This is a genomic window from Rhizobium sophorae (assembly GCF_013087515.1).
Lineage (GTDB): Bacteria > Pseudomonadota > Alphaproteobacteria > Rhizobiales > Rhizobiaceae > Rhizobium > Rhizobium sophorae.
In genome coordinates, this window is the sequence record NZ_JABFCN010000070.1 from 30,153 (window position 1) to 55,852 (window position 25,700).

Consider the following 25,700-nt stretch of genomic DNA (forward strand, 5'->3'; position numbering starts at 1 on the left):
CCGTCCGATGCGTGATGGACGGCTGCGATGAGGACAGGCATCCGCTGGTTGTTGCGGATCGTATTTCTGCTTATGCTTTCGGCGGCCTGCGGGACTCTTATTCCCCGGCCGTTGATCGCACCGGTCAAGGCGTCGTCTGCCGCGGTGACACATCGGATTCTGCTGCTGTCGGGTCCGATCCATAGCGATATTGCCATTCCGCTCGATGCGGAAACGCGGGCTGCCTTTTCCTTCCTCGACAATACCGATTTTCCGCTCGGTCATCCGAGCGCGGAGTGGCTCATTATTGGCTGGGGCGGTCGTGCCTTCTATTTGGAAACTCCCACATGGGCGGAGCTGAAGCCGCTGCCGGTGTTGCGCGCGCTGACGATCGACCGTTCAGTGCTGCATGTGGACCTTGCCGGTCATATCACCGAGCCGCAGCCCACCGTTACAGCATTCGATGTCAGCGAGGATCAATTGGCGCAGCTGCGCGCTTTTATCTCGGACAGCTTCGTCCGTGATGCGGGCGCGGTGGTGCCGATTGCGGGTGCGGGTTACGGCGAGATCGACCGGTTCTTCGAGGCCAGGGGATACTTCAACGCCCTCTTAGGCTGCAACACCTGGACTGCCGCTGCCCTGCGCTCGGCTGGGCTTCGAACCGGCATATGGAACCCGCTTCCACAAGCATTGCGATTGTCTGTTTCTGTCTACAATTGAAGCGGCTGTCGGGCCAGTCCGCTCTTAAAGTGAATTGTGAATAGCGCTCTCCATCTAGTTGTAAAAATCGGCGGAAAAGCCGGTATTTTTTTCTGCTAGATCATTCTGGAACAACCGCGTCGCGAACCTCGATAAATCCATTTTATATCAATAGTTTAACTGTCTATCCGTACTGTTCGATTCAGGGATTGGAAAGCTGCATCCCCTGCTAGAAAAATTCTATCCGCCGAAACGTCCAAAACCGTTCGAATTTTAATGAGTCAATTAAGACACCCACAGCAATTGGGCTCTTATCAATGCCTGGAAACGCCGAGCAGGAAGGTTGATTCTCATGAGAAACTGGATTTCGCTGCAGGCCGATTTCGGCGATCTTCAATACCGCAAGAACGTCTACGTCTTCGCCCTGAAGATGGCCTTTCTTGCCGTTATTCTCTCAGGAGTCATCATCGCATTGACGATGCCGTCGCTCGATCTTCTCGGGCTCCTGCCGGTGACGCTCGCCCATGCAATCGGCTTCAGCGCGATCTTTTCCTGGCTGATCGGCGGTACTGTTTCCGGTATACTGTCGCTGTTTGCCGGCTTTGCCATGCGCGACCTCGCGCTCTCGCGGGCGGAATTCAAAAAGCTCAGCCGCACGGATACACTTTCCGGGCTGCTCAACCGGCGCGCCTTTACCGAGGCGCTTGAGGATACCGATGGCAATGCGTCGCTGGTCATTTTTGACGTCGACCGTTTCAAGGCGATCAATGACCGCTTCGGGCATGGCTGCGGTGATGCCGTCATCATCGCCGTTTCGTCCATGCTCACATCCGCCTTCGATGAGATGTCCGTCGTCGCAAGGCTTGGTGGGGAGGAGTTCGGCGTCATCGTCTCCGGCGAGCCGCTGGAGGCGCGGATGGAGCGCATCGAAAGCGTCCGGGCTCGGATCGCCGGCGGCGCCATCAGGGCCGAGGGGCATGATATCCGCATCACCGTTTCCGGCGGCGTTGCCGATCTCGTCGCCGGGCGCAACAAGCAGGCAGTCTATGCCTCCGCCGACCGGGCGCTCTATCTCGCCAAGGCGCTCGGGCGCAATCGCGTCGTACACGAACGGGAAGGTCTGCACCACGCCTGGCACGGGCTCGTCGATAACGGCGTCGATGGCGAGAACGGAGGATCGGAGAGCGACAATATGATGCAGGCTTCCGGAATATAAAGCCAGGTCTGGAGCATGATGCCGAAAAGTGTTTGCGGTTTTCGGACGACATCATGCTCTATTTTTGACTGAGATGCGGATGATTTCAGGCCGAATCGGCCTAAAATCATCCGCATCTGGACGAAAGGCCATTGGTGCTTGCATCGGGAAGAGCTATTTTGCATGGTCGTCCTCTCAGAAAAACGGACATGTCATGCAGCGCGTCACCTCCTATCTTCCCGCCGGAACCCCTTCCTCCCATCCGATCGCTCAGGTCAAGCTGCCGCATGATCTGCGCCATCTGCGCCGCAAGTTGCTGCATCTGGAAAATGGCGAGATGGTCATGCTCGATCTCAAGGATCCGGTGCTTTTCGCCAATGGCGACCTTTTGGTCCGCGACGACGGCGAACTGATCGAGATCCTCGCCGCTGACCAGAAGCTCTTCGAGGTTCGCGGACGCGACCGCACGCATCTGGTCGAGCTCGCCTGGCATCTCGGCAATCGGCATCTTGCCGCCCAGATCGAGGAAGACCGCATCGTCATCCTGCGCGATCATGTCATCCGCACCATGCTGCAGGGCCTCGGCGCCATCGTCCTCGATATCGACGAGCCGTTCCAGCCGGCGCGCGGCGCCTATCATTCCCAAGGCGGGCATTCTCATGGGCATGATCACGATCTTACTCATAGTCACGGTCATGACCACGATCACGAACATGGCTACGAGCATGAGCATGAGCACCGCCACGATCGCGGTCATGATCATGACCACGGGCGGGATCATGGTCATGACCACGGACATCACGACCATAGGCACGACTGAGCCTTGATGACTAGTGATCGCGAGCTGCAGGCATTGCTGCGCCTGACGGCATGGCTCTCGCCGGCCTTTCCGATCGGCAGCTTTGCCTATTCGGGTGGGCTGGAGCGGGCAGTGGCCGACGGGCTGGTTACGGATTCGAGCTCGCTTGCGGCCTGGATCGGCACGCTGATCGGCAATGGTTCGGTCGGGAACGATGCGGTGCTTCTGGCTGAAAGCCACAGGCACCAAGCGGAAGCCGTGCGCCTTACCGAGATCGCCGCGCTCGCCGAGGCGCTTGCCGGATCACGCGAGCGCCATCAGGAAACGATGCTGCTCGGCGAGGCTTTCCTCGCAGCGGCGCGGGCCTGGCCGGACGATGTGTTCGAGCGGCTGCCCTACAAGGTCGCTTATCCCGTTGCGGTCGGGGCGGTAACGGGTGCCCATGACATAAGGCCCGAGAAGGCGCTCGCCGCCTTTTTGCACGCCTATGCCTCACAAGCGGTTTCATCCGGCATCCGCCTCGGCGTCGCCGGACAGAGGGATGGCGTTGCCGTGCTTGCCGGTCTCGAAGATCATATCGCGGAGGTTGCCCGGAGGGCGTCTGCCTCGACACTCGACGATCTGGGTTCGGCGACGGTGCAGGCCGATATCGCCAGCCTGCGCCACGAGACGCAGGCGACGCGGCTGTTCCGCTCGTGATTGTCCGAAATTATCGCTGCGGCGAGAGCAATTCCAGCAAAAGTGCGCAGCGGTTTTGCGTCCGGAATTGCGTGAAAACAAAGAGATAGAGCGCTTCCATGATTCGAAGAAAACAAGCGCTCTAAGTCATTTGACGGTGGCGCGGGCGGGCGGCTTCGTTATCATCGAGGTTGGATTGGAGTAAGGCACATGAAATCAAGAAACGGACCTTTGCGTGTCGGCATTGGCGGGCCGGTCGGCTCGGGCAAGACGGCGCTGACCGAAAAGCTCTGCAAGGCGATGCGCGACGATTATTCCGTCGCCGTCGTCACCAACGATATTTATACGACGGAGGATGCCGAGGCGCTGGTGCGGATGCAGGCATTGACTTCCGACCGCATCGTCGGCGTCGAGACCGGCGGCTGCCCGCATACCGCTATTCGCGAGGATGCGACGATCAATTTGCAGGCGATCGCCGGCCTTAACCAGCGGATCCCCGATCTCGACGTCGTCTTCATCGAATCCGGCGGCGACAATCTGGCGGCGACCTTTTCGCCCGATCTTGCCGATATCACCATCTATGTCATTTCCGTCTGCCAAGGCGAGGAAATCCCGCGCAAGGGCGGTCCCGGCATCACCCGGTCGGACCTTCTCGTCATCAACAAGAAGGATCTGGCGCCCTATGTCGGCGCCGATCTCGAGGTGATGGACCGGGATGCGACGCGCATGCGTGCGAGCCGCCCTTTCGTCTTCTCCGACATGAAGCGCGGCGACGGCGTCAGCTCGATCGTCAACTTCCTCAGGGAGCAGGGGGGACTCTAAGACGGGATAATTTGGCGGTCAGACCTGCCGCAGCAGGTTGACGTCGGTAATGGCGATCGCTCGGCCACGCACCGTGACCCCTTTCCTCTTCAGCGTCGAGAAGGCGCGCGAGAGCGCCTCCGGCGCAAGGCCGAGCTTGCGGGCAAGAAGGTTTTTCGGAAAGGGCAGCCGCAGCGAAGCGGTCGCTCCGTCTTCGACGCAGTGGGTGAGCAGATAATGCGCCACGCGCTGCGGCGCGGTCTGCATGCGGTCGCTTGCCAGGCATTCCATCGTCGAGATCAGATGCAGCGACAGGCTGCGCATGATCGCCTTACCGATCCTCGGCTGTTCTTCCAGCAACTGCCGGACCTTGGGGATATGGAAGCGCGCCAGCACGGCATGATCCATCGCCTGCGCACCGTAGCGATAGGTTTCGTCGGTGTGGATCAGGCATTCGGCGAAGCTGTCGCCGGGCTCGCAGATGCGGATATCGGCCTGCCTGCCGTCGCCGTTGTGGCGATAGAGCCTGACATATCCGCCGAGCACGCAATAGAAATAGGCCGCCTTGTCGCCCTCCTCGAAGAGAATGTCGTGCGGGTCGCAGAGGAGAATGGTGGCGCAAGCGCGCAGGCCTTCAGCCTCGTCGTAGTCGAGCCCGGCCATGAAATCAGCCTTGGCGAGCACAGCGGCCTCATGGCCGTTGAATGTCAGCGTTCTGTTCATCTCCCGGTCTCCTGATATGGCCGGTCTTTCAATTCCTTATGGCTGCCGGTCAAAATACGGGAAGGAGACGATGGCGGAATTGATTTTGGTCAACGAAACGGGCCGGGAGATCGCTCCCGGCCCGTTCAATTCCTCGGCTTTGCTTATTCCGCCGCGAAGGGCGGTAGGCGGAGTACGTTGGTGTCGTTGCCGTTGGCGGTCTTGCGTTTGCTTTCTGGCTTTTCGATCGCGGTCAGGCGCTCCTCCAGCGAGTCGATATCGCCGCGGTTCTCCCGGGTGACGCGGGTGAGATCCTCGCGCGATAGCGGCAGCTCTTCGTCGTCCTTCTTGCCGACCAGGCGGCCGAAAGCCCAGCCGAGCAGGCGGGAGAGGTCGTCCATGATCAGGAAGAAGGAGGGCACGACGACGAGCGAGAGCACGGTCGAAACGATGATGCCGCCGATCACCGCGATCGCCATCGGCGCGCGGAACGAGCCGCCTTCGCCGACACCGAGAGCGGAAGGCAGCATGCCTGCCGACATGGCGATCGAGGTCATGATGATCGGCCGGGCGCGTTTGCGGCCGGCTTCGACCATGGCCTCGACTCGGGACATGCCCTGGTGGCGCATCTCGATTGCGAAATCGACGAGCAGGATGGCGTTCTTGGTGACGATACCCATCAGCATCAGGATGCCGATCATGACGGGCATCGACAGTGGATTGCTGGTCAGGATCAGGCCGGCCGCGACACCGCCGATGGCGAGCGGCAGCGAGAACAGGATGGTGAAGGGCTGGATCACGTCCTTGAAGAGCAGGATCAGCACGGTCAGCACCAGCAGCAGGCCCATCAACATGGCGTTGACGAAACTCTGCTGCATCTCGGTCTGCACCTTGGTGTCGCCGCTTTCTGCAAGTCGCACGGAAGCCGGAATATTGGCCCCGTTGACGATCTCGCGGAATCGGGCGGACGCTGTATCGAGTGCGACGCCCTGGGGCAGGTCCGAACCGATCGAGACGACGCGGTAGCGGTTGTTGCGCTTGATCGAGCTTACGCCTTCCGAATAGTCGATATTGGCGACGCTCGCGAGCGGAACGGTGCCGCCGCTGGCGGTCTGGATCTTCAATGTCCGGATGGCCGCGAGATCGCGACGCATGTCGACCGCAGCCTGGACACGGATCGGGATCTGGCGATCGTCGAGCGAGATCTTGGCAAGGGCGGCATCGACATCGCCGATGGTGGCGACGCGGATCGTCTCGGAGATCTGCTGCGGCGTGATGCCGAGGCGTGCCGCCTCATCCATGCGTGGGTGAACCTGCAGTTCCGGACGGGGCAGGGAGCCGTCGGCGCTGACATTGGCAAGCAGCGGGTCGGCGCGGAGCTTGGATTCCAGAATGCCGACGGCGTCGTTCAGGTCCTTGTCGTTCTTGGACAGGAAGTTGAAGGAGAGGTCGCGTTCGCCACGGTCATTGAGCTTCAGGATGCGGACGTCGGGAATGTCGCGCAGCTTGGCGAAGACTTCCTTTTCAATATCCCATTGCGGGCGTTCACGACCGTGGACTTCCACCTTCGGCAGCATCGCGCCGACGACCGGGATGTCGCCGAGCACGTCGTTGACCACCTTCTTGACCAGCGATTGATCGAGCTTGTCGAGTGCCAGCGTGATGGTCGCACGGCGCAGTTCTAGATCGCCCTTCGGCGACGCGCCGCCGAGGACGAAGACGCTTTCGACGCCGTTAATGTCCTTGACCCTGTCATAGATCGCATCCGTCGTCTTCTCGGTATCGTCAAGCCGTGCATTGGGCGGCAGTTCGACGGAGAGAACGATGCGCGAAGCATCTTCCGGCGGCAGAAAGCTGCCGGGAACCTGCATCAGCAGCAGAACGGAGCCGACCAGGAAAGCGAACGCGACAATCAGCGTCGCATAACGCGTGTACCAGCGTCCGGTCGTACCACGTATGAGGCGGGTGTAACCGCGCATCAGCAGGCCGTCATTGTCGTGATGGTCGTCCATCGCGTCCTCGGCGCGCATCAGATAGGCGGCCATCATCGGGGTGATAAGGCGCGCGACCATCAGCGAGAAGAAGACGGAGAAGGCGACGGTCAGGCCGAACTGGATGAAGTACTGGCCCGGAATGCCCGGCATGAAGGAAACGGGCACGAAGACGGCGATGATGGTGAAGGTGGTGGCGATGACGGCAAGGCCGATTTCATCCGCCGCCTCGATCGCCGCCCGATAGGGGGTCTTGCCCATCTTGATGTGGCGGGCGATGTTTTCGATTTCGACGATCGCGTCGTCGACGAGAATGCCGGTCGCGAGCGTCAACGCAAGGAAGCTGACGAGGTTCAGCGAGAAGCCCATCATGTCCATCACCCAGAAGGTCGGGATCGCGGACAAGGGCAGGGCGATTGCCGAAATCAACGTCGCGCGCCAGTTCCTCAGGAACAAGAAAACGACGATGACGGCGAGCAGCGCCCCTTCGAGGAGTGTGTGGATGGCGGCTTCGTAGTTGCCGTAGGTGAAATAAACCGAATCGTCGATCAGTTCGATCTTCACGTTCGGGTTTTCGGCCCGCACCTTGTCGAGGTTCTCCGCCACGGTTTCGGCGACGCTGACCTCGCTCGCGCCCTTGGAGCGGAAGACGCCGAAAGTGACGACCGGCGTAGCGTTGAAGCGCGAGAAGGATTTCGGCTCCTCATAGGTGTCCTTGATGACGCCGAGATCGGATAGTTTGACGAAGCGACCGTTCGGCAGGCCAATGGTCGTATTGGCGAGGTCGGCGACGTTGCGGGCGTCGCCGAGAACACGGATCGCCTGTTCGCTGCCCGCCACCTGGCCGCGGCCTGAGCCGAGGTCGATGTTGGTGCCGCGTAGCTGCTGGTTCACGCTCGCAGCGGTGATGCCGTAGGCATTGAGCTTGTCAGGGGTGAGTTCGATGCGCACTTCGCGATCTGCGCCGCCGTAACGGTCGACACGGCCGATACCGGCCTGTCCCTGCAGCGAACGCTTGATCGTGTCGTCGACGAACCAGGAAAGTTCTTCCAGCGACATGGCAGGCGAGGAAACGGCAAAGGTCTGGATCGCCTGTCCCTCGACATCGACCTTGGAGACGATCGGTGCTTCGGCCGTTGCCGGCAGATCGCTGCGGATGCGGTCGATCGCATCCTTGGTGTCCTGGACAGCCTGCTCCGTCGGTACTTCCATCCGGAACATGACGTTGGTCTGCGAGCTGCCGTCGGTCACCGTCGACTGGATTTCGTCGATGCCGGTGATGGAGGCGACCGCGTCTTCGATCTCCTTCGTCACCTGCATTTCGAGTTCGGCCGGCGAAGCGCCGCTCTGCGTCACGCTGATCGAGACGAGCGGCACGTCGATGTTCGGAAAGCGCGTGATTGGCAGCGTATTGAAAGACTGCATGCCGATGAAGACCAGCAGGCAGAAGGCCAGGAGCGGTGCAATGGGATTTCGAATGGACCAGGCTGAAAAATTCATCGGATGGTCTCTTTAGTTGGAAGCCGGGGGCTGTTCACGCACCGGCGTGATGTGGTCGCCGTCGCGGACGTAAGCGCCCGCCTTGGCCACGACCTCGTCGCCGGTCTTCAATCCATCGATGACCTCGACATAGGCGCCGTCCTGGATGCCGGTCTCGATCTTGGCGAATTTCACGACGCCGTCCTCGACCTTGCGGGCGGAGGAGCCTTCGTTGCCGGTGAGGACCGCGGTCAGGGGAAGCGCTACGCCTTCAGTCTCGCGGACGACGATCTCGGCGCTGCCATACATGCCGGAGCGCGCCTTGCTGTCATCATCGATGGAGATATGGACGAGGCCGAGGCGGGTGACCGGATCGACGGTGGGCGAAACCAGGCGTACGGCACCGGAAAGCTTCTCACGGCTGCCGGAAAGCGAAATCGTTGCCTTCTGGCCGGCCATCATCCTGACGACGTCGCTTTCGGCGACCTCAGCGACAAGCTCGATATCGCCGTCGCGGATGATGGTGAACAGCGGATCGCCGTTGCCGGCGGCAATGGCGCCGACCTTGGCATTCTTCGCCGAGACCGTGCCGGCGACCGGCGTCTTCACATCGGTGCGCGCCAGTTTCAAATCCGCATCGGCGATCTGGCTGTCGAAGACCTTGAGATCGGCTTCGGACACCTCGATCGCCTGTTCGGCGGAGACAACGCGGGCATTGGCTGCGGCGGCAGTCGCATCGGCCTGTTCGACCTGGGCGGTGGAAACCGTGCCCTTCTTGACCATTTCCTGGGCGCGGGCCTGTTGCTGCCTTGCCTGTTCGGCATTGGCCTGCGCCTCGATGAGCTGGGCGCGCAGCTGGGCGAGGCTTGCCTCGCCTTTGGCCTTCGTCGCCATCATCTGGCTCTTCTCCAGGACTAGCGCGTCGTCATTGAGCGTCGCCAGCGTGCTTTCTGCCTGGACCTTGTCCCCGACATCGGCGTTCAGCGTGCGGATGGAGAGGCCTTCGACCTGCGGCTGAATATAGACTTCCTCGACGGGCTTGACCGTTCCCGTGCCGATGACACGATCGACGAGCGTCCGGTTCACCGCCTTGGTGACGACGATCGCCGGCAGGTTCTGCTGCGGTTTTTCAACCGGCTCTTCCTGCGAAAATGCAGTGGATGCAGCAAGGGCCGCTGCAAAAAGAGTCGCGGCGCCTAGAATTCCAATCGGCTTGCGTACCATGCTTCTTCGTCCAATCTTATGATAAGGTTGGCCGAACTCGAGCGTCTGCCACTCAGCGCGCGATCAGGCCACTGCCCTTCCTGCATTCTCAGAGGTATCCGCCGATCCTTTGCCGTCTTCATCCCTCGCCGGCAAATTCGGCCTGTAGGTGGTATCGATTTGCTCGATCTACAAGTCCGGCAGAAAACAATTCCCCTTTAAGCAATAATAATTACCATTCCGACGTCAATCAATCACCGCAAGGTTATGTCAACATTACGAAGATTGATCGCGCTCATCCCTAAGACGTTTGACGCCCGATAAATGCGACAGTTGCAAGGCGTTTTTTCCCACCTCGCGCGGAAAAAACAAAACGCGCGGAAAGTCTTCCGCGCGTTTGCCTTCGCAATATTGCCGGAACTACTTGGAAGCGGCGTCGGTGATTTCGTGCGTCCAGGCGCCCGACGGCTCCTTGCTGATGATCTTCTGGTCGAGCAGCGCCTTTGCCGTGCGAGCATAAAGCGCCTCGTCCAGCTTGCCGGAGCTGTCGCCGACCAGCTTGGCGACTTCGCCCATCATGCGCTTCTGATGGTTCTCGTCCTGGCCGCCATTGTCCAGGACGATCTCGGCGGCTTCGTCGGGATTCTCGGTCGCATATTTCCAGCCCTTCATCGAGGCGCGGACAAACTTGACCATTTTTTCCTTGAAGGCCGGGTCCTTCAGCTTGTCCTCCATCGCATAGAGGCCATCTTCGAGAAGGTCGTTGCCCATCTCGGTGTAGTTGAAGACCGTCAGTTCTTCCGGCTTGAAGCCGGCATCGATCGCCTGCCAGTATTCGTTATAGGTCATGACGGAGATACAGTCGGCCTGCTTCTGGACGAGCGGCTGCACGTCGAAGCTCTGCTTCAGCACGGTAACGCCGTTCGGACCGCCTTCGGTCGACAGGCCGAGCTTGTTCATCCAGGCGAAGAAGGGATACTCGTTGCCGAAGAACCATACGCCGAGCGTGTGGCCTTTGAAGTCGGCTTCGGTCTTGACCGGGCCGTCCTTGCGGCAGACCATTTCCAGGCCTGATTTCTGATAGGGCTGGGCGATGTTGACGAGCGGTACGCCCTTTTCGCGGGCAACCAGGGCGCCGCCCATCCAGTCGACGATGACATCGGCGCCGCCGCCGGCAATTACCTGCTCGGGGGCGATATCAGGGCCGCCCGGCTTGATCTCGACGTCGAGGCCTTCTTCCTTGTAGAAGCCTTTGTCCTTGGCGACATAATAACCGCCGAACTGGCTCTGCGTGACCCATTTCAGCTGCAGCACCACCTTGTCGGCGGCCATCGCATGGGCCGATGCAAGCGACATTGCGCTCGCCATCATTGCAACCATCAACTTTCTCATTTTCTTATCCTTACCCTCTGAAGTTATGCCCGGACCCTGTTTCTGGAGCCCGCGCGCGTCTAGCCACCACGGATAGACGGATGCCAGAACGTCACCGCCCGTTCGGTCAGGGCGATGATGCCATAGAAGATCGAGCCGGCCAGCGCCGCGACGGCGATTTCCGCCCAGACCATGTCGACATTCATGCGGCCGATCTCTGTGGAGATACGGAAGCCCATGCCGACGATCGGCGTCCCGAAGAATTCCGCAACGATGGCACCAATCAGCGCCAGCGTCGAGTTGATCTTCAGTGCATTGAAAATGAAGGGCATTGCCGCTGGAAGCCTCAGTTTCACCAGCGTCTGCCAATAGCCGGAGGCATAGGTGCGCATCAGGTCGCGCTCCATGCTGCCGGAGGCGGCAAGGCCGGCGACGGTATTCACCAGCATCGGAAAGAAGGTCATGATGATGACGACGGCGGCCTTCGACGGCCAGTCGAAGCCGAACCACATGACCATGACAGGGGCGACGCCGATGATCGGCAGGGCCGAGACCATGTTGCCGATCGGCAGAAGGCCGCGGCGCAGGAAGGTGATGCGGTCGGCGAGCACCGCGACGACGAAGCCACTGAGGCAGCCGACGATATAACCGATCAGTACCGCCTTGAAGATCGTCTGCCTGACGTCCGCGCCGAGGATCGGCAGCGACGCCATGAACCGCGCGCCGATGGCGCTCGGCGGCGGCAGCAGGATGAAGGGGACGCCGGCGCCACGCGTGACCGCTTCCCAGAGAATGAGGATCCAGGCGCCGAAGATCGCCGGGATCAGGAGCTGGAGTGCTGACTTGCCGAAAGTGGTGACGGGCTGCAGTTTCGACAGTTCGGTGACGCATCGCCAGGCAAGCAGCCAGCAGGCGAAGAGCAGCAGGAAGAAACCCCGCGTCGCCGTGCCCTCGTTGCCGGAAAGAGCCGAAAGCAGCATCCAGGCGGCGCCATGCGCGCCGATAAACAGCACGGTGGCCCGATAGGCCGGCGGCTGCGGTGCGAATGACAGCAGGGCAGCCGCGATGACGATGGTGAAAATGAGGCTTGCCGTGCCGTCGTTGAGGGCGCGCGCCGCGCCCTCGGCCATAAGCGGCAGGGCCGTCAGCGCCCCGACGCAGAGGAGGAGGGCGACCACGCCTTGCCAGGAGAAGGTCAGATGTCTCATGCCGGCCTCCCGCCCATGGCGCGGTCGACGATCTTCGCGGCAACGCCGACAATCGCAACCAGGATGCCCGCCAGCAGCGACCCGGCGACGAGGGCGGCCCAGATATCGATGGTCTGGCTGTAATAGGAGCCGGCGAGCAGCTTCGAACCGATGCCGGCAACGGCACCCGTCGGCAGCTCGCCGACGATGGCGCCGACCAGGCTGGCGGCGATCGCGACCTTCATCGAGGTGAAGAGGAAAGGGATCGAGGCTGGAACGCGCAGCTTCCAGAACGTCTGCATCGGGCTGGCATAATAGGTGCGCATCAGGTCGAGATGCATGATTTCAGGCGAACGCAACCCCTTCACCATGCCGACGGCGACCGGAAAGAAGGAGAGGTAGGTGGAGATCAGCGCCTTGGAGACGAGGCGAGAAGCGTCGGAATCGAGGTTCAAAAGATGCGCAACGGCATTGTCGCCGGTCAGTACGTTGTAGGAGATGATGACGATCATCGGCGCGATGGCAAGGATCGGTATGGTCTGGCTCGCCACCAGCCAGGGCATCAGCGAGCGATCCATGGCGCGGTTATGGACGATCAGCACGGCAAGAAGGATGCCGAGCAGCATGCCGAAGCCGAAGCCGAGCAGGGTGGAGGAGAGGGTTATCCAGCTGTGATAGACGAGGCTGCGATTGCTCGAAAGGCTGCGCAGAAAGGTGTTCTCATAGACGTTCTGCGCCACCTGATGCGGCGCCGGCAGGATCGGCTTTGGCTGCGCCAGCGTCTTGCCGATGAATTCGAGGGTCGACGGTGTGGCGCCGGCGCGGCCGTCCATGTCGCGCTGGAACGGCGCGTTCATCAGTATGGCGGCGACATACCAGATGACCACGAGGGCGAGCAGGATTGTGGTGACGGGGACGATCTTGTCCTTGAAGGTGTCGGGTTTCACAGCGACCGCCCCCAGATATTGGCGTTGAGCGTGCCGCTACGGGTAACCCTAGAACTCAACCGCCTAAACCTCATGGCTATGCCCCGTCCTCAGCCCTTCGCGGACGCGATGGGCGATTGCCAGGAACTCGGGGGTTTCGCGGATGTCGAGCGGGCGTTCGGCCGGCAGGGTCGAGTCGATCACGTCGGTCACGCGGCCCGGGCGTGGAGACATCACCACGATCTTGGTCGAGAGGTAGACCGCCTCGGGGATGGAATGGGTGACGAAGCAGATCGTCTTGTTGGTGCGGGTCCAGAGTTTCAGCAGCTCTTCGTTCAGATGGTCGCGGACGATCTCGTCCAGGGCGCCGAAGGGCTCGTCCATCAGCAGCAGGTCTGCGTCGAAGGCGAGCGCACGGGCGATTGAGGCGCGCTGCTGCATGCCGCCGGAAAGCTGCCAGGGGAATTTCTTCTCGAAACCCGAAAGACTGACGAGATCGAGCGCTTCGGCGATGCGCCGCGTCCGGTCGGCGCCGGAATAGCCCATGATCTCCAGCGGCAGGGCGATGTTGTTTTCGATGGTGCGCCAGGGATAGAGCGCCGGCGCCTGGAAGACATAGCCGTAGGCGCGGGCCTTGCGAGCCTCTTCCGGTGTCATGCCGTTGATCGAGATCTCGCCCGAGGTGCTCTTTTCGAGATCGGCGATGACACGCAGGAAAGTGGTTTTGCCGCAGCCCGACGGGCCGATGAAAGAGACGAAATCGCCCTTGCGGACATCGAGATTGACATTGCTCAGTGCACGCACCGGGCCGTCATTCGCCTGGTAGGTGAGACAGAGATCCTTGGCGGATACGACGGAGGGTGCTTGCATCAATGCGACCAGTCTTGTTTTCGCCGCGGGAATGCGGTTTGCGTGCTATCATTACCGCCGGTTTTATCGACGACGCACTCCATGGAGGATGAGGATGGACGTGACATCAAAGCCCACCTGCCACATCGTTCGCCCCAATCATGCCTATGACGGCAAGCAGGGGCTCAGCTATTTCCAAGGGGTCGCGGCCGAGACGGTCGGCGCCAAGGGCATCTGCATGCACCTCCTGACAATCCCGCCGGGCGTCCGCGCCAAGGCGCATCTGCACGAGGCGCACGAGACGGCGATCTACATGCTCTCCGGCGAGGCCCATACCTGGTACGGAGACCGGCTCGAGCATCACGTCATCGTCCATGCCGGCGAACTTTTCTATATCCCGGCCGGCGTGCCGCACCTCCCGGCAAACCTCAGCAGCACGCCGTGTACGGCGATCATCGCCCGCACCGATCCGAACGAGCAGGAAAGCGTCGTGCTTCTGCCGGAGTTGGACGCTTTGGTACCGGCTTGAGGTCATTGGCATGGAGGCAGCGGTCCCCGATTGATGGCCGTATCGTCATGCGCCATCGTCATACGCCGCTTGCCGGAATGCCGCTGCGCTCCACTTTGCGCGGAGAGGTGATCTCCTTCCAAGTGGACAGAGCCTTGCTGACAGCCGTGACCGGCTCGCGCCGGACGAATTCGCCGTGGCCCTCGCGGGTCTTGATGGTGTTTTCCTCGATCGCGACAACGCCGCGCGTCAGCGTATAGCGCGGCAGGCCGGTCACCTCCTTGCCTTCGAAGACGTTGTAGTCGATCGCCGACTGCTGGGCCTTGGACGAGATGGTCTTGGAACGTTGCGGGTCCCAGACGACGATATCTGCATCGGCGCCGACAAGGATCGCGCCCTTCTTCGGATAGATGTTGAGGATCTTGGCGATGTTGGTCGAGGTGACGGCGACGAATTCGTTCATCGTCAGCCGGCCGGTGTTGACGCCATGGGTCCAGAGCATCGGCATGCGGTCTTCGAGGCCGCCGGTGCCGTTCGGGATCTTGGTAAAATCACTGAGCCCGAAGCGTTTCTGCGCCGTGGTGAAGGCGCAATGGTCGGTGGCGACGACCTGCAGCGAACCGGAGGCAAGGCCCGCCCAGAGTGAATCCTGATGTTGCTTGTTGCGGAAGGGCGGCGACATCACCCGGCGCGCCGCGTGATCCCAGTCGGAGTTGGAATATTCGCTCTCGTCGAGCGTCAGGTGCTGGATCAGCGGTTCGCCATAGACGCGCATGCCCTTGGCACGGGCGCGGCGGATCGCCTCGTGCGCCTGTTCGCAGGAGGTGTGGACGATATAAACAGGACAGCCGGCCATGTCGGCGATCATGATGGCGCGGTTGGTGGCCTCACCCTCGACTTCCGCCGGGCGGGAGTAGGCATGCGCCTCGGGGCCGTTGTTGCCCTCGGCGAGCAGCTTGGCCGACATCGAGGCGACCACGTCGCCATTTTCGGCGTGCACCAGCGGCAGGGCGCCGAGTTCGGCGCAACGCTGGAAGGAGGCGAACATCTCGTCATCGTCGACCATCAGCGCGCCCTTATAGGCCATGAAGTGCTTGAAGGTGTTGATGCCCTTGTCGCGGACGATCGTCTCCATCTCCTTGAAGACCTGCTCGCTCCACCAGGTGACCGCCATGTGGAAGGAATAATCGCAATTGGCGCGGGTCGATTTGTTGTCCCACATGGTCAGCGCTTCGAGCAGCGACTGGCCGGGGGCGGGCAGGGCGAAATCGACCACCATGGTCGTGCCGCCGGAAAGGGCGGCGCGGGTGCCGCTCTCGAAATCGTCGGAAGAATAGGTGCCCATGAAGGGCATTTCGAGATGGGTGTGGGGATCGATGCCGCCGGGCATAATATAACAGCCGGAGGCGTCGAGTGTTTCGTCGCCCGAGAGGTTCGGACCAATCTCGACGATCTTGCCGCCGTCGATTTTCACGTCAGCCTTATAGGTCAGGTCGGCGGTGACGATGGTGCCGTTCTTGATGACTGTGGTCATGATCATTCCCCGTTTTTGTCTGCAGATTGGGCCGGCGAATAGAAGCCGAGCGGTTCTGGGCTGATCTCGATCCGGCCCTGCAAGGCGGCTAGAATCGTTTCGAGTACTGAGCGACGTTCGCGCGAGATTTCCCTGTTCCAGAAGCGCAGGACGGAATAGCCATTCACATTGAGCCATTCAGTTCGGCGCTGATCGGACGCGCTATCGGCATGCTGGAAGCCGTCGACTTCGACGATCAATCGTTGTTCACGACAGAGGAAATCGACAATGAACGGACCGAGGGGAACCTGCCGTGCGAATTTGTAGCCGTTCAGGCGGCGGGCGCGCAGGTCGCTCCAGAGGTGGTACTCCTCTTCGGTTTCGTTGCGGCGAAGAGCCCTGGCTTGGCCCGTCTTGTTGGTACGATGTTTCCGGATATCCTGTTTGATAATTTTCGTCGCACCCGCAGCCCCCTCATCCGCCCTTCGGGCACCTTCTCCCCGAGGGGAGAAGGGGGAAGCCGCAACGTCCACCGTTCCCTTCTCCCCAGCGGGGAGAAGGTGGCCCGAAGGGTCGGATGAGGGGGCTACAGACGCGACGCTAGCCATCACACCGCAATCTCCGCCGTCTCGACCACCGCATGGAACAGCACATCGGCTCCCGCCATCGCCCATTCCTTGGAGATCTCTTCCGCCTCATTGTGCGAGAGGCCGCCGACGCAGGGGCACATGACCATCGTTGCCGGTGCGACCTTGGCGGCCCAGCAGGCGTCGTGGCCGGCGCCGGAGATGATGTTCATGTGGCTGTAGCCGAGCCGCTCGGCAGCGTCGCGCACCGACGTGACCAGTTTCGGATCGAAGGTGATCGGCTCGAAGTGGCCGATCGCCTCGATGGAACAGCCGACGCCGAGTGCATCGGTGATCTCAGGCGCTTTCGCCTCGATCTTTGCCCGCATGCGGTCGAGCTTCTCTTTGTCGGGCGAGCGGATGTCGACGGTGAAGACGACCTTGCCCGGCAGGACGTTGCGCGAATTCGGCGAGAAGAAGACCTGGCCGACACCGCCGACGGCGCCTGGCTGCTCACCCATCGCCACGTCCTGGACCATTTCCAGGATGCGGGCCATGGCGAGGCCGGCATTGACGCGCAGGTTCATCGGCGTCGATCCGGTATGGGCTTCCTTGCCGGTCAACGTGAATTCCAGCCACCACAGGCCCTGGCAATGCGTGACGACGCCGATCTGCTTCTCCTCGGCTTCGAGAATCGGCCCCTGCTCGATGTGATATTCGAAATAGGCGTGCATCTTGCGGGCGCCGACCTCTTCGTCGCCGACCCAGCCGATGCGTTTCAGTTCGTCGCCGAACAGATTGCCCTCAGGGTCCCTGCGATTATAGGCGAAGTCCAGGCTGTGTACGCCGGCGAAGACGCCTGACGCCAGCATGGCGGGGGCAAAACGCGCGCCTTCCTCGTTGGTCCAGTTGGTCACGACGATCGGATGTTTGGTCTTGATGCCGAGATCGTTCATGGTGCGCACGACTTCGAGAGCCGCAAGCACGCCGAGCACACCGTCATATTTGCCGCCGGTCGGCTGAGTGTCGAGATGCGAGCCGACATAGATGGGCAGAGCATCGGGATCGGTGCCGGGGCGGGTGGCGAACATCGTGCCCATGCGGTCGACGCCCATGGTCAAACCGGCATCGTCGCACCATTTCTTGAAAAGGCTGCGGCCCTGCGCATCTGCGTCCGTCAGCGTCTGGCGATTGTTCCCGCCTGCTATGCCGGGGCCGATCTTCGCCATCTCCATGAGACTGTCCCAGAGACGGTCGCCATTGACGCGCATGTTCTCGCCTGGTGCTGCCACCATTTTGTATGCCCTCACCTGTTTGCGGCAGTCATGCAAAGGGCATGCCCGCCTGTTCCCGTGGTCCTTCCTGCGCCCCCTTATTGGTTTTGTCGAGCGCCGGAAAATCGCCAGTTGCCTTTGTTTTGCATCTGGCGGATAATTTGACCGATTGGTAAACATTACAACTTCCACCGCCGGGCTCAAGACGAAAATCACGAAAATTGCCGATAAAAATACGGGCAGTTGCTCAAGAAAGCGGCGCGGGTCGCTTTCAACAAAACTTGAGCGAAGAAGTTGAATTTCAAGGGGAAATAACAACCTGTGACCATACCGAGAGCAGCGAAAACCCTGAGGCGGACGCGAATCCAGGAGGAGAAGGAAGAGCAGATCCTGGAAGCGGCACTCGACGTGTTTTCGGCAAGCGGTTTCCGTGGTTCGACCATCGACCAGATCGCCGAAGTGGCCGGCATGTCGAAACCTAACCTGCTCTATTATTTCCGCACCAAGGAAGCCATGCACCGGGCGCTGATCGACCGGGTGCTCTACACTTGGCTGGAGCCGCTGCGGGCCTTCGACGCCGAAGGCAATCCGGAGACGGAAATCCGCAGCTATATCCGCCGCAAGCTGGAGATGGCCCGCGATTTTCCGCGCGAGAGCCGGCTTTTCGCCAACGAGGTGCTGCAGGGCGCGCCGCATATCGAGGACGAGCTGAAGGGGCCGCTGAAGGAGTTGGTCGACGAGAAGGCGGAGGTCATCCGCGCCTGGGCGAAATCAGGCAAGATCGTCAAATGCGACCCCTACCACCTGATCTTCTCCATCTGGTCGACGACGCAGCATTACGCGGATTTCGACGTCCAGGTGCGTGCCGTGCTGGGACAGGAACATTCGGGCGAAGGGCGCTTCGAGGATGCGGCGCGGTTTCTGGAACAGCTCTTCATTGGCGGCCTGCGACCACCGGATCCCCTTGGGGGGTGAGGGTTTTACCCTCTCTTCGGGAGCGGCACTCGGGCAAGAATATCCGTCACACCTTCCATCGTATAAGGCTTCTGCAGCACGGGCGCGTCCGAGTGGCTGTTCGCCTGGGCAATGCCCTCCCCATAGCCCGTGGCAAAAACGAAGGGAACGCCGTTAACTGCCAGCCGTTCGGCAATCCCGAAACTCGTCTCATCGCCAAGATTGACATCGAGAAGCGCCAGATCGAAGGACTGGCCAGCCAGAATTTCCATCGCCTCGGTGACACTTGGCGCCGTGGCCACGTGGGCACCGAGCCGGCGCAGGATGTCCTCCCCATCTATGGCGATGATCAGGTTGTTTTCCACCAGCAGAACGTTCAGGCCGGCGAGCGGCTGATCGTCGGGAATCGTCTTGCGATCGGCGGCTCCGACCGGAGCCGGCTTTGACGGTTCGCTGGCCGGGCCGACGACATGTCGCGCCGGAATGCAGAAATCTGCCTCGAGCCCGTCCTTGACGTAGCGGACCTCGGCCTTGCCGCCAAGGTCATAGGGGATAGAGCGGCGGATGATCGTCGAACCGAAGCCATGGCGTTTAGGTTCGACGACGGGCGGACCATCCTTTTCCCGCCAGCCAATGCGCAGATTGCCCTCGTCGTCGCGGTGCCAGCCGAGTTGGACGCTGCCGGTGCCGGAAAGGCTGCCATATTTGGCGCTGTTGGTCATCAGCTCATGGAAAACAAGGGCGGCGGTGGAAAAGGCCTGCGGTTCCAGCAGCACGTCCTCGCCGCTCATCTGGATGCGTTGCGCGTTTTTCCCGAGATAGGCGGCGGTCTCTGCCAGCAGCAATTGCCGAAGCGAAGCGGGCGCCCAGTGATCGCGGGTGATCTGGTCATGGGCGCGGGCGAGTGACTGGATGCGGCCCTCGAGCTGGCGGATGTAGTCGCCAAGGCCGACCGACGTTGCCTGTGACTGCCGGATAATGCCGGTGATGAGGCTCAATATGTTGCGGACGCGGTGGTTCAGCTCGGCAATCAGCAGTTCCTGGCGCTCGTTTGCCATCTGGCGCGCCATGCTGACCTCGTCGGTGAGGCGCAACACCACCTCGATCAATGTGACGCGGATGGTTTCGGCGACACGGCGCTCGGCCTCCGTGAAAGGAAGGGAGCGGCCGCGCACCAGTTCCGACCAGGCTTCGAAACTCTTGCGCGGCGTCAGCCTCGGGCCGTTCGGCCCGTATTCCACCGGCTTGTGCGGGTCGCCGCCCCAGCGGACGGTGCGCACCAATTCCTGACGGAAAAGCACGACATAATCGCGTGGCGAACGCGAGATCGGGATGGCAAGCATACCTGCCACAGAATCGTCGACCTCAAGATCCGGATAGGCTTCTGCGAGCCTGTCCACGGCATAGATGCGGCCGGCGGCGTTGCGGTTGAGATGGCGGACGAGAGCTGCGAAGCCTCTCTCATTCGGCCCGATGCCGGCAAGGGCCAACCGGCCGTTGATCCAGACGCCGATCCCGTCGGCAGGAATGGCGTCGGCGAGCGCCTCGATCAGCCAGGCCGGATCGTCTAGCAGGCTCGCATTGTCTGCGACGGTGGTGAGAAGCCGGTCGGCAGTGCGGCGCGCCTTGGTCTCGTAGTCGAGAGCCAGTCGCCGTTCGCGGCTTTCAAGGCGCGACGCAAACATCTGGCCGAAGAGTTCGGCAGTGGAGCGGCTTTGGGCCGAAGGCAGACGCGGGCCGTAGTGATGGCAGGCAAACAGGCCCCAGAGCCTACCGTCCACAACGATCGATATGGAGAGCGAAGCGCCAACGCCCATGTTTTTCAAATATTCGATGTGGATCGGCGAGACCGAACGCAATACCGACATGGAGAGGTCGAGCGGCTGACCGTGCTCGTCGAGCTGCGGCAAGATCGGGACCGCGACGGCGTCGACATCGGCAATGATGCGGAACAGGTTGCGCAAATAAAGCGCGCGCGCCTGCACCGGAATGTCGGAAGCCGGATAGTGCAGCCCGAGAAAGGAGCCGATGCCGGCCCGGGCGGCTTCCGCCACCACTTCGCCGGAACCGCCTTCGTCGAAACGATAGACCATGACCCGATCGAAGCCGGTAAGCGCCCGCGCCTGTCTCGCACCTTCGCGGAAGAAAGCTTCAAGTGTTTCCGTGTGGTCGAGGCGCGACATCATGCTGCGCATGGAGAGGGAGGCGGCGTCACGCCGGTCTTCCTGGCAGCGCTCGCCTTCGATGATGACCTGACCTTCGTTCAGGTGCACGGCAAGATCGAACCTGTCTTGACCGGGCATCAGGGCAATGCCGAAAATGCGCTCGACGACGTCGGGACCGCGCAGCGTGGTAAGTTTGTTGCGGATGGCGTGGAGTGCTTCTGGCGTGATCACCGAAACAACGGGGCGGCCGATCGCGTCGGACTGAGCAACATCGAGAAACTCCACGAGATTTGCGGAGGCGCGCATGACGATCCAGTCTGTGGATATCGCCAGGAGAAAGCCGAAAGGTTGAACCGATCCAAGCTGATGGATCGGCTCACGGTCGCAATTGGTGAGATCGACGGGTTCGTGCGTGCCGCTCATGGGACGGCTTCCAGCGTGAGGTGCCCGGCTTTGAGGAAGAGATCGAAGACATCGCGGGCGGCGGCGACGGCAGCAGCGTGATCCTCCAGGTTGGTCGCATCAAGACGATCCATGAAGAGCCGCATGGCGCCCTTCGGGCCCTGCGAGTTCAGGTAGCTGCTGGGTAAGTGATCAGGCGTGGCTTTGGCGAGCAGCGCGCCGCCGAGCTTGGAGCCTTCCAGGACATAGGCAGCACCCCAGACCGCTGCTTCGCAATGCAAGGCAGGTGGAGGAAGAGGCGCGGGCAATCGATCGCCGAGTTCCCTTATGTCGGCAGCGAGCCGGTGCACGCGCCTTCGTTCCTGCCAGTCGGGCAGCAGGCGAGCGATCCCGGCTTCCTCAAGCGCATGTTCGACTGATGGTACGACCCGGGCATGCGCGCGCAGGAATGCCTTGTAATCCTGCGTACGTGAGAGGTTGAAACTGCCGAAGAGAGCGTCGACCGCGGCGTGGCAATCTGCAGTGTGTGCGCGGAGGGCGCTGCGAAGTGACATGCTGACCGTGTTCCGAGTGATATGGCGGCCGTCCACAACGGACGGTGAATGAGCGGATATACTGCGGCAACGAGTGATTTCCAGGGAAACGTCTAGGAAAAACATGGGTTTCTCGTCGCACGCAGACGCGCGGCGAGCGCTTCAGCCCATCATTGCCGGCAGTCCCGCGGCGAGCGTATCGATCGCGAGCCGCACCTTCGGCAGCATGACCGGAGAGCGCAGCCAAACGGCATGGGCATCGAAGACATTGGCCGGTTCGTGCTTCAACACCTGAATGAGCCGGCCTGCCAGCACCTCCTCACGGACCAGCCAGCAGGGGAGCCAGGCAAGTCCGCGCCCGGCGACGGCCGCATCGGAAATCGAAGCAAGGTCGTCGAGCCGTAGCCGCGCCTTTGGCGGCATCCGCCGCCCGGGATCGGTTGCAGTGGGAAAGATCCAGCCCCTATCGTCATCGCCCCGCCTGTAGACGATGCCTTCATGCTGCGGAATATCGAAGACCGTCTGCGGCGCGCCACGTTTTTCCAGATAGGTAGGCGATGCGCAGACGGTCATGCGCTGGCGGGCGATCGCCCGGGCCATCAGATCCGGATTGTCCTTCAACGGCCCGTTGCGAATGACAAGATCGAAGCCGTCCTCGAGCAGGTCGACGATACGGTCGTTGAAGGAAAGGTCGAGTTCAAGATCCGGATGTTCATCGAGCAGGCGTGCGAGGATCGGCGCGATGCAGTGGCGGCCGAAAAGCACCGGCATCGAGATGCGCAATCGGCCGCGCACGTCACGCCGGCCGGATTCCAGCATGGCTTCCCCGAGGCGGATTTCCTCCACCGCCCGCAGGCAGCGCTCGTAGAAGAAGCGGCCTTCCTCGGTAAGGCTCTGCATGCGCGTCGTACGGTTGAAAAGCCGCACGCCGAGACGCTGTTCCAGACGTGCGATCGTCTTGCCGACCGCCGAACGCGTGAGATGGAGCCGCTCGGCGGCAGCTGAAAAGCCACCGGCCTCGACGGCTTCGACAAAGATCGAGATACCCTTGAGCTGTTCCAGTTGTTTCCTCTTTGGAACCATTCTGGAGAATTAATATCGCAACTGGTGCGAAATATTCAACGATATGTTTGCGCTCCCCGCAATGGACAAGGAGCAAGACAATGCAGACAACACGGCAGTGGCAGATCGACGCGGTTGGGCCGGAACGCCAACTGACGATCGGCGAGCGGAGGCTCGAACCGGTTTCGGGAAACAGGGTTCTGGTCCGGACGGAAGCCGTCTCGCTCAATTTCCGCGACCGGCTGGTGATGGAGAGCGGCGTGGGGTTGCCGCTGCAATTTCCCTTCGTGCCGGCTTCCGATATGGCGGGGGTCGTGGAGGCAGTCGGACCCGAGGTCAGCCGTTTCAAGCCGGGTGATCGGGTCATCTCGACCTTTTCGCCCGACTGGATCGACGGACGCGGCTTGGGCGATGCGCGCACGCCACCTTACAAGACGCGCGGCGGCTTTTATCCTGGTGTCCTCTCCCAATACACCGTGCTTTCCGAGGAGTGGTATTCACGCGCGCCCGATACGCTCGATGCGGCGCAGGCAAGCACCTTGCCCTGCGCTGGGCTGACTGCCTGGTTCGCCCTGATCGAACGCGGCGGTCTGAAAGCCGGCGACAAGGTTCTGGTGCAAGGCACCGGCGGGGTGGCGCTCTTCGGTCTGCAGATCGCCAAGGCGCATGGCGCGGAGGTCTTCATCACATCGGGCAGCGCGGAGAAGCTCGAACGCGCCATTGCGCTGGGCGCCGATCACGCGATCAACCGCCATGAAGGCGACTGGGTTGAGCAACTCTATCAGTTGACCGGCGACTATGGCGCCGATCACGTGCTCGAGATCGTCGGCGGCCCGCATCTCGGCCAGGCGCTGAAGGCAGTGGCGATCAATGGCCGCATTTCCGTCATCGGTGTGTTCGAGGGGTTCGAGGTTTCCGGCCCGGCCGGCCCGCTGCTGCTCAAGGCGCCGGTTGTGCAGGGCATTTCCGTCGGCTACCGCCGTGCGCTTGAAGATCTGGTGCGGGCAATCGACCAGACCGGGCTGAAGCCTGTGATCGACAAGCGTTATGCCTTCGACGAGTTCCCTGAGGCGCTCGATCATCTCTATCGCGGGCCTTTCGGCAAGGTGGTCGTCGAGTTCTGATGATCGCGATTCAAAGTGTTGCAGGGCCGCGCGTCTAAAAAAACGCACGGTGCTGTTGTCAGGCGCCAGTGGAAACGCCCTGTTCGAAGGAGAAGCCTTCATCGGCCCAACCGGTCATGCCGCCGATCATCAGCTTCAAGGACAGGCCGAGACGGGAGAGGCGAAGCGCGGCCTTGTCCGCCCCGTTGCAATGCGGGCCGGCGCAATAGACGACGAACAGCGTTTCGGCGGGCCAGGCCGACATGCGGTGCGCCGTCATCTTGCCATGTGGCAGGTTGATGGCGCCGGGAATATGGGACTGTGCGAAGAGCGCCGGCGAGCGTGCGTCGAGAAGAACGAAATCGATCTTGCCGGACGCAAAGGCGGCGTGGACATCGGAGCAATCGGTCTCGAAGGCAAGCTTGGCTGCATAATGGGCAGCGGCGATATCAGCGGCTGCGGCGGGGATTTCTGCGACGGGGCTTGGCATTTGCGATTTCCTTTTTTCTGAAGTTGCCGCCTTGTATCGCCGATGCTAGAGCTGTGTGAAATTGGCCATCATGACCAACAGCGTAAAAATCATGCCAAACTCATCGCCGCAGCAGACCAAAGGACCGCTGGTCGCCGCACTTGCCTATGACGGGCTCTGCACCTTCGAATTCGGTATCGCCTACGAGGTCTTCGGCCTGCTGCGGCCGGAAATGGGCGAAGGCTGGTATCGCTTCTCGGTCTGCGGCATCGAACCAGGACCGCTTCGCGCCGCCGGAGGGCTGACGGTCGCGGTCGACAAGGGACTGGAGGTGCTTGATGAGGCGGACCTGATCGTCGTGCCCGGCTGGCGGGCGATCGATGCGCCGGTGCCGGCACCACTCGCCGCAGCGCTCAGGGCAGCGCATCAGCGCGGCGCGCGCATCATGTCTCTCTGCTCGGGCGTTGCGGTTCTTGCCGGATCCGGGCTGCTTGCCAACCGCAGGGCGACGACACATTGGCGCTATGTCGCCTCGATCGCTGCACGTTTTCCCGACATCACGCTCGATGCCGACGTTCTCTACATGGACGAGGGCAGCCTGCTTACGGCGGCGGGCAGTGCCGCCGGCATCGATCTCTGCCTGCATGTAGTGCGCGGCGATTTCGGTTCGGAAGCTGCAAACAGCGTGGCAAGACGCCTCGTCGTGCCGCCGCACCGCGAAGGCGGACAGGCGCAGTTCATTCACGCGCCGGTTCCCGAGGAACGCGAGGGTATCCGCTTGGGCCCGCTGATCGAATGGATGCGCGAGAGCCTTTCCGAAGATCAGCCGATCAGCCTGCTTGCGAAAAGAGCGGGTATGAGCATGCGCACCTTCCAGCGGCGCTTCGAAGCGACGACGGGTCTCAGCGTCGGCGAATGGCTGCTGAAGGAGCGGCTGCGGCATGCCCGCGACCTGCTGGAGAAGGAACTTGCTGTTTCGCTCGATGACATCGCCGCCGCCAGCGGCTTTGGAACACTGGCGACGATGCGGCATCATTTCCGCAGGCGGCTCGGGACGAGCCCGAGTGCCTATCGGAAGTCATTCGGTGACTAGAGCATCCCATGCTTGCATTTCTTTGCTATTTCACCTAAGTGGGCGCTCTCGATTGTTTCTGGAAAGGGAGCGCCACGATGACGAATATCTCCGCACGCCCCGAGAGGGTTTCGGCTTAACTCGGTCAATGGGCCGATGAATGCCGGTTGACATCGCCATTTTGGCGATGAAAGACCAATCATATCCAGAGTTCATCATC

At 61.5% G+C, this 25,700-nt stretch carries 23 protein-coding genes; 9 read left to right on the forward strand and 14 right to left on the reverse strand.

From position 1 onward, the window contains the following. The first annotated feature begins 27 nt into the window (after positions 1-27). The 5 genes from G9X64_RS34260 (at position 28) to ureG (ending at position 4,172) form a co-directional block, all read left to right on the forward strand. Complete coding sequence (locus tag G9X64_RS34260; RefSeq protein ID WP_168309306.1) at positions 28-699, forward strand: TIGR02117 family protein; 672 nt, start codon at positions 28-30, stop codon at positions 697-699. A 331-nt stretch (positions 700-1,030) separates the two neighbouring features. Next, positions 1,031-1,894: a GGDEF domain-containing protein gene (locus G9X64_RS34265; RefSeq protein ID WP_168309307.1), complete on the forward strand. Its 864-nt coding sequence runs from the start codon at positions 1,031-1,033 to the stop codon at positions 1,892-1,894. Positions 1,895-2,087: 193 nt separating this feature from the next. After that, a complete protein-coding gene (locus G9X64_RS34270; RefSeq protein WP_168309308.1) occupies positions 2,088-2,693 on the forward strand; it encodes an urease accessory protein UreE in 606 nt (201 codons plus the stop codon). 6 nt (positions 2,694-2,699) lie between these two features. Beyond that, entirely contained in the window at positions 2,700-3,371 is a 672-nt protein-coding gene (locus G9X64_RS34275) for an urease accessory protein UreF (protein ID WP_168309309.1), read from the forward strand. Between the two features lie 189 nt (positions 3,372-3,560). Then, positions 3,561-4,172, forward strand: coding sequence for an urease accessory protein UreG (gene ureG / locus G9X64_RS34280; RefSeq protein ID WP_168309310.1), 612 nt, complete (start codon positions 3,561-3,563; stop codon positions 4,170-4,172). Positions 4,173-4,190: 18 nt separating this feature from the next. On the opposite strand, the gene G9X64_RS34285 is transcribed toward ureG, so the two are convergent. From G9X64_RS34285 to G9X64_RS34315, 7 genes are all read right to left on the reverse strand, one after another. After that, the gene (locus G9X64_RS34285) at positions 4,191-4,874 is read right to left on the reverse strand and encodes a Crp/Fnr family transcriptional regulator (RefSeq protein ID WP_168309311.1); all 684 of its coding nucleotides are present in this window, start codon (positions 4,872-4,874) and stop codon (positions 4,191-4,193) included. Between the two features lie 143 nt (positions 4,875-5,017). Next, entirely contained in the window at positions 5,018-8,344 is a 3,327-nt protein-coding gene (locus tag G9X64_RS34290; protein ID WP_168309312.1) for an efflux RND transporter permease subunit, read from the reverse strand. Positions 8,345-8,356: 12 nt separating this feature from the next. After that, a complete protein-coding gene (locus G9X64_RS34295; protein ID WP_168314301.1) occupies positions 8,357-9,547 on the reverse strand; it encodes an efflux RND transporter periplasmic adaptor subunit in 1,191 nt (396 codons plus the stop codon). 399 nt (positions 9,548-9,946) lie between these two features. After that, entirely contained in the window at positions 9,947-10,918 is a 972-nt protein-coding gene (locus G9X64_RS34300) for an ABC transporter substrate-binding protein (RefSeq protein WP_168309314.1), read from the reverse strand. Positions 10,919-10,977: 59 nt separating this feature from the next. After that, complete coding sequence (locus G9X64_RS34305) at positions 10,978-12,105, reverse strand: ABC transporter permease (protein ID WP_168309315.1); 1,128 nt, start codon at positions 12,103-12,105, stop codon at positions 10,978-10,980. Next, positions 12,102-13,031, reverse strand: a complete 930-nt coding sequence (locus G9X64_RS34310; RefSeq protein WP_168314299.1) for an ABC transporter permease — start codon at positions 13,029-13,031, stop codon at positions 12,102-12,104. Before G9X64_RS34310 ends, G9X64_RS34305 begins: the two co-directional genes overlap by 4 nt. A gap of 63 nt (positions 13,032-13,094) precedes the next feature. Then, a complete protein-coding gene (locus G9X64_RS34315; protein ID WP_168309317.1) occupies positions 13,095-13,880 on the reverse strand; it encodes an ABC transporter ATP-binding protein in 786 nt (261 codons plus the stop codon). 94 nt (positions 13,881-13,974) lie between these two features. Here G9X64_RS34315 and G9X64_RS34320 point away from each other — a divergent pair, with 94 nt between their 5' ends. Beyond that, entirely contained in the window at positions 13,975-14,388 is a 414-nt protein-coding gene (locus G9X64_RS34320) for a cupin domain-containing protein (protein WP_003542280.1), read from the forward strand. Between the two features lie 58 nt (positions 14,389-14,446). Here G9X64_RS34320 and hydA read toward each other — a convergent pair whose 3' ends face one another. The 3 genes from hydA to G9X64_RS34335 are packed head-to-tail and all read right to left on the reverse strand — an operon-like array spanning position 14,447 to position 17,741. After that, the gene (gene hydA, locus G9X64_RS34325) at positions 14,447-15,901 is read right to left on the reverse strand and encodes a dihydropyrimidinase (protein ID WP_168309318.1); all 1,455 of its coding nucleotides are present in this window, start codon (positions 15,899-15,901) and stop codon (positions 14,447-14,449) included. Positions 15,902-15,903: 2 nt separating this feature from the next. Continuing rightward, the gene (locus G9X64_RS34330; protein WP_168309319.1) at positions 15,904-16,488 is read right to left on the reverse strand and encodes an endonuclease domain-containing protein; all 585 of its coding nucleotides are present in this window, start codon (positions 16,486-16,488) and stop codon (positions 15,904-15,906) included. Next, entirely contained in the window at positions 16,488-17,741 is a 1,254-nt protein-coding gene (locus G9X64_RS34335; RefSeq protein ID WP_168309320.1) for a Zn-dependent hydrolase, read from the reverse strand. The genes G9X64_RS34330 and G9X64_RS34335 overlap by 1 nt, the downstream gene beginning before the upstream one ends. Positions 17,742-18,041: 300 nt before the next feature. Between G9X64_RS34335 and G9X64_RS34340 the strand changes: the two genes are divergently transcribed. Next, positions 18,042-18,695, forward strand: coding sequence for a TetR family transcriptional regulator C-terminal domain-containing protein (locus G9X64_RS34340; RefSeq protein WP_168309321.1), 654 nt, complete (start codon positions 18,042-18,044; stop codon positions 18,693-18,695). 5 nt (positions 18,696-18,700) lie between these two features. Here G9X64_RS34340 and G9X64_RS34345 read toward each other — a convergent pair whose 3' ends face one another. The 3 genes from G9X64_RS34345 to G9X64_RS34355 form a co-directional block, all read right to left on the reverse strand. Beyond that, complete coding sequence (locus tag G9X64_RS34345; protein ID WP_171378336.1) at positions 18,701-21,262, reverse strand: HWE histidine kinase domain-containing protein; 2,562 nt, start codon at positions 21,260-21,262, stop codon at positions 18,701-18,703. Further along, positions 21,259-21,795 (reverse strand): biliverdin-producing heme oxygenase, encoded by a 537-nt coding sequence (locus G9X64_RS34350; protein WP_168309323.1) that lies wholly within the window; start codon positions 21,793-21,795, stop codon positions 21,259-21,261. Before G9X64_RS34350 ends, G9X64_RS34345 begins: the two co-directional genes overlap by 4 nt. Positions 21,796-21,936: 141 nt before the next feature. Beyond that, complete coding sequence (locus G9X64_RS34355) at positions 21,937-22,836, reverse strand: LysR family transcriptional regulator (RefSeq protein ID WP_168309474.1); 900 nt, start codon at positions 22,834-22,836, stop codon at positions 21,937-21,939. Positions 22,837-22,937: 101 nt separating this feature from the next. On the opposite strand from G9X64_RS34355, the gene G9X64_RS34360 reads away from it, so the two are divergent. Continuing rightward, a complete protein-coding gene (locus tag G9X64_RS34360; protein WP_168309324.1) occupies positions 22,938-23,960 on the forward strand; it encodes a zinc-dependent alcohol dehydrogenase family protein in 1,023 nt (340 codons plus the stop codon). Positions 23,961-24,018: 58 nt separating this feature from the next. Here G9X64_RS34360 and G9X64_RS34365 read toward each other — a convergent pair whose 3' ends face one another. Beyond that, positions 24,019-24,429 carry a rhodanese-like domain-containing protein gene (locus G9X64_RS34365; RefSeq protein ID WP_168309325.1) on the reverse strand — a complete coding sequence of 137 codons (411 nt, stop codon included), beginning with the start codon at positions 24,427-24,429 and terminating at the stop codon, positions 24,019-24,021. A 70-nt stretch (positions 24,430-24,499) separates the two neighbouring features. On the opposite strand from G9X64_RS34365, the gene ftrA reads away from it, so the two are divergent. After that, positions 24,500-25,501 (forward strand): transcriptional regulator FtrA, encoded by a 1,002-nt coding sequence (ftrA, locus tag G9X64_RS34370; RefSeq protein WP_168309326.1) that lies wholly within the window; start codon positions 24,500-24,502, stop codon positions 25,499-25,501. Positions 25,502-25,700 lie beyond the last annotated feature (199 nt).

Coding starts and splice junctions, on each gene's coding strand:
- G9X64_RS34320 (WP_003542280.1), top strand. CDS start 13,975: ATGGACGTGACATCAAAGCCCACCTGCCACATCGTTCGCCCCAATCAT.
- G9X64_RS34260 (WP_168309306.1), top strand. CDS start 28: ATGAGGACAGGCATCCGCTGGTTGTTGCGGATCGTATTTCTGCTTATG.
- G9X64_RS34305 (WP_168309315.1), bottom strand. CDS start 12,105: ATGAGACATCTGACCTTCTCCTGGCAAGGCGTGGTCGCCCTCCTCCTC.
- hydA (WP_168309318.1), bottom strand. CDS start 15,901: ATGACCACAGTCATCAAGAACGGCACCATCGTCACCGCCGACCTGACC.
- G9X64_RS34265 (WP_168309307.1), top strand. CDS start 1,031: ATGAGAAACTGGATTTCGCTGCAGGCCGATTTCGGCGATCTTCAATAC.
- G9X64_RS34270 (WP_168309308.1), top strand. CDS start 2,088: ATGCAGCGCGTCACCTCCTATCTTCCCGCCGGAACCCCTTCCTCCCAT.
- G9X64_RS34345 (WP_171378336.1), bottom strand. CDS start 21,262: ATGAGCGGCACGCACGAACCCGTCGATCTCACCAATTGCGACCGTGAG.
- G9X64_RS34290 (WP_168309312.1), bottom strand. CDS start 8,344: ATGAATTTTTCAGCCTGGTCCATTCGAAATCCCATTGCACCGCTCCTG.
- G9X64_RS34365 (WP_168309325.1), bottom strand. CDS start 24,429: ATGCCAAGCCCCGTCGCAGAAATCCCCGCCGCAGCCGCTGATATCGCC.
- G9X64_RS34350 (WP_168309323.1), bottom strand. CDS start 21,795: ATGTCACTTCGCAGCGCCCTCCGCGCACACACTGCAGATTGCCACGCC.
- G9X64_RS34315 (WP_168309317.1), bottom strand. CDS start 13,880: ATGCAAGCACCCTCCGTCGTATCCGCCAAGGATCTCTGTCTCACCTAC.
- G9X64_RS34335 (WP_168309320.1), bottom strand. CDS start 17,741: ATGGTGGCAGCACCAGGCGAGAACATGCGCGTCAATGGCGACCGTCTC.
- G9X64_RS34330 (WP_168309319.1), bottom strand. CDS start 16,488: ATGGCTAGCGTCGCGTCTGTAGCCCCCTCATCCGACCCTTCGGGCCAC.
- ftrA (WP_168309326.1), top strand. CDS start 24,500: ATGACCAACAGCGTAAAAATCATGCCAAACTCATCGCCGCAGCAGACC.
- G9X64_RS34300 (WP_168309314.1), bottom strand. CDS start 10,918: ATGAGAAAGTTGATGGTTGCAATGATGGCGAGCGCAATGTCGCTTGCA.
- ureG (WP_168309310.1), top strand. CDS start 3,561: ATGAAATCAAGAAACGGACCTTTGCGTGTCGGCATTGGCGGGCCGGTC.
- G9X64_RS34360 (WP_168309324.1), top strand. CDS start 22,938: ATGCAGACAACACGGCAGTGGCAGATCGACGCGGTTGGGCCGGAACGC.
- G9X64_RS34285 (WP_168309311.1), bottom strand. CDS start 4,874: ATGAACAGAACGCTGACATTCAACGGCCATGAGGCCGCTGTGCTCGCC.
- G9X64_RS34275 (WP_168309309.1), top strand. CDS start 2,700: ATGACTAGTGATCGCGAGCTGCAGGCATTGCTGCGCCTGACGGCATGG.
- G9X64_RS34295 (WP_168314301.1), bottom strand. CDS start 9,547: ATGGTACGCAAGCCGATTGGAATTCTAGGCGCCGCGACTCTTTTTGCA.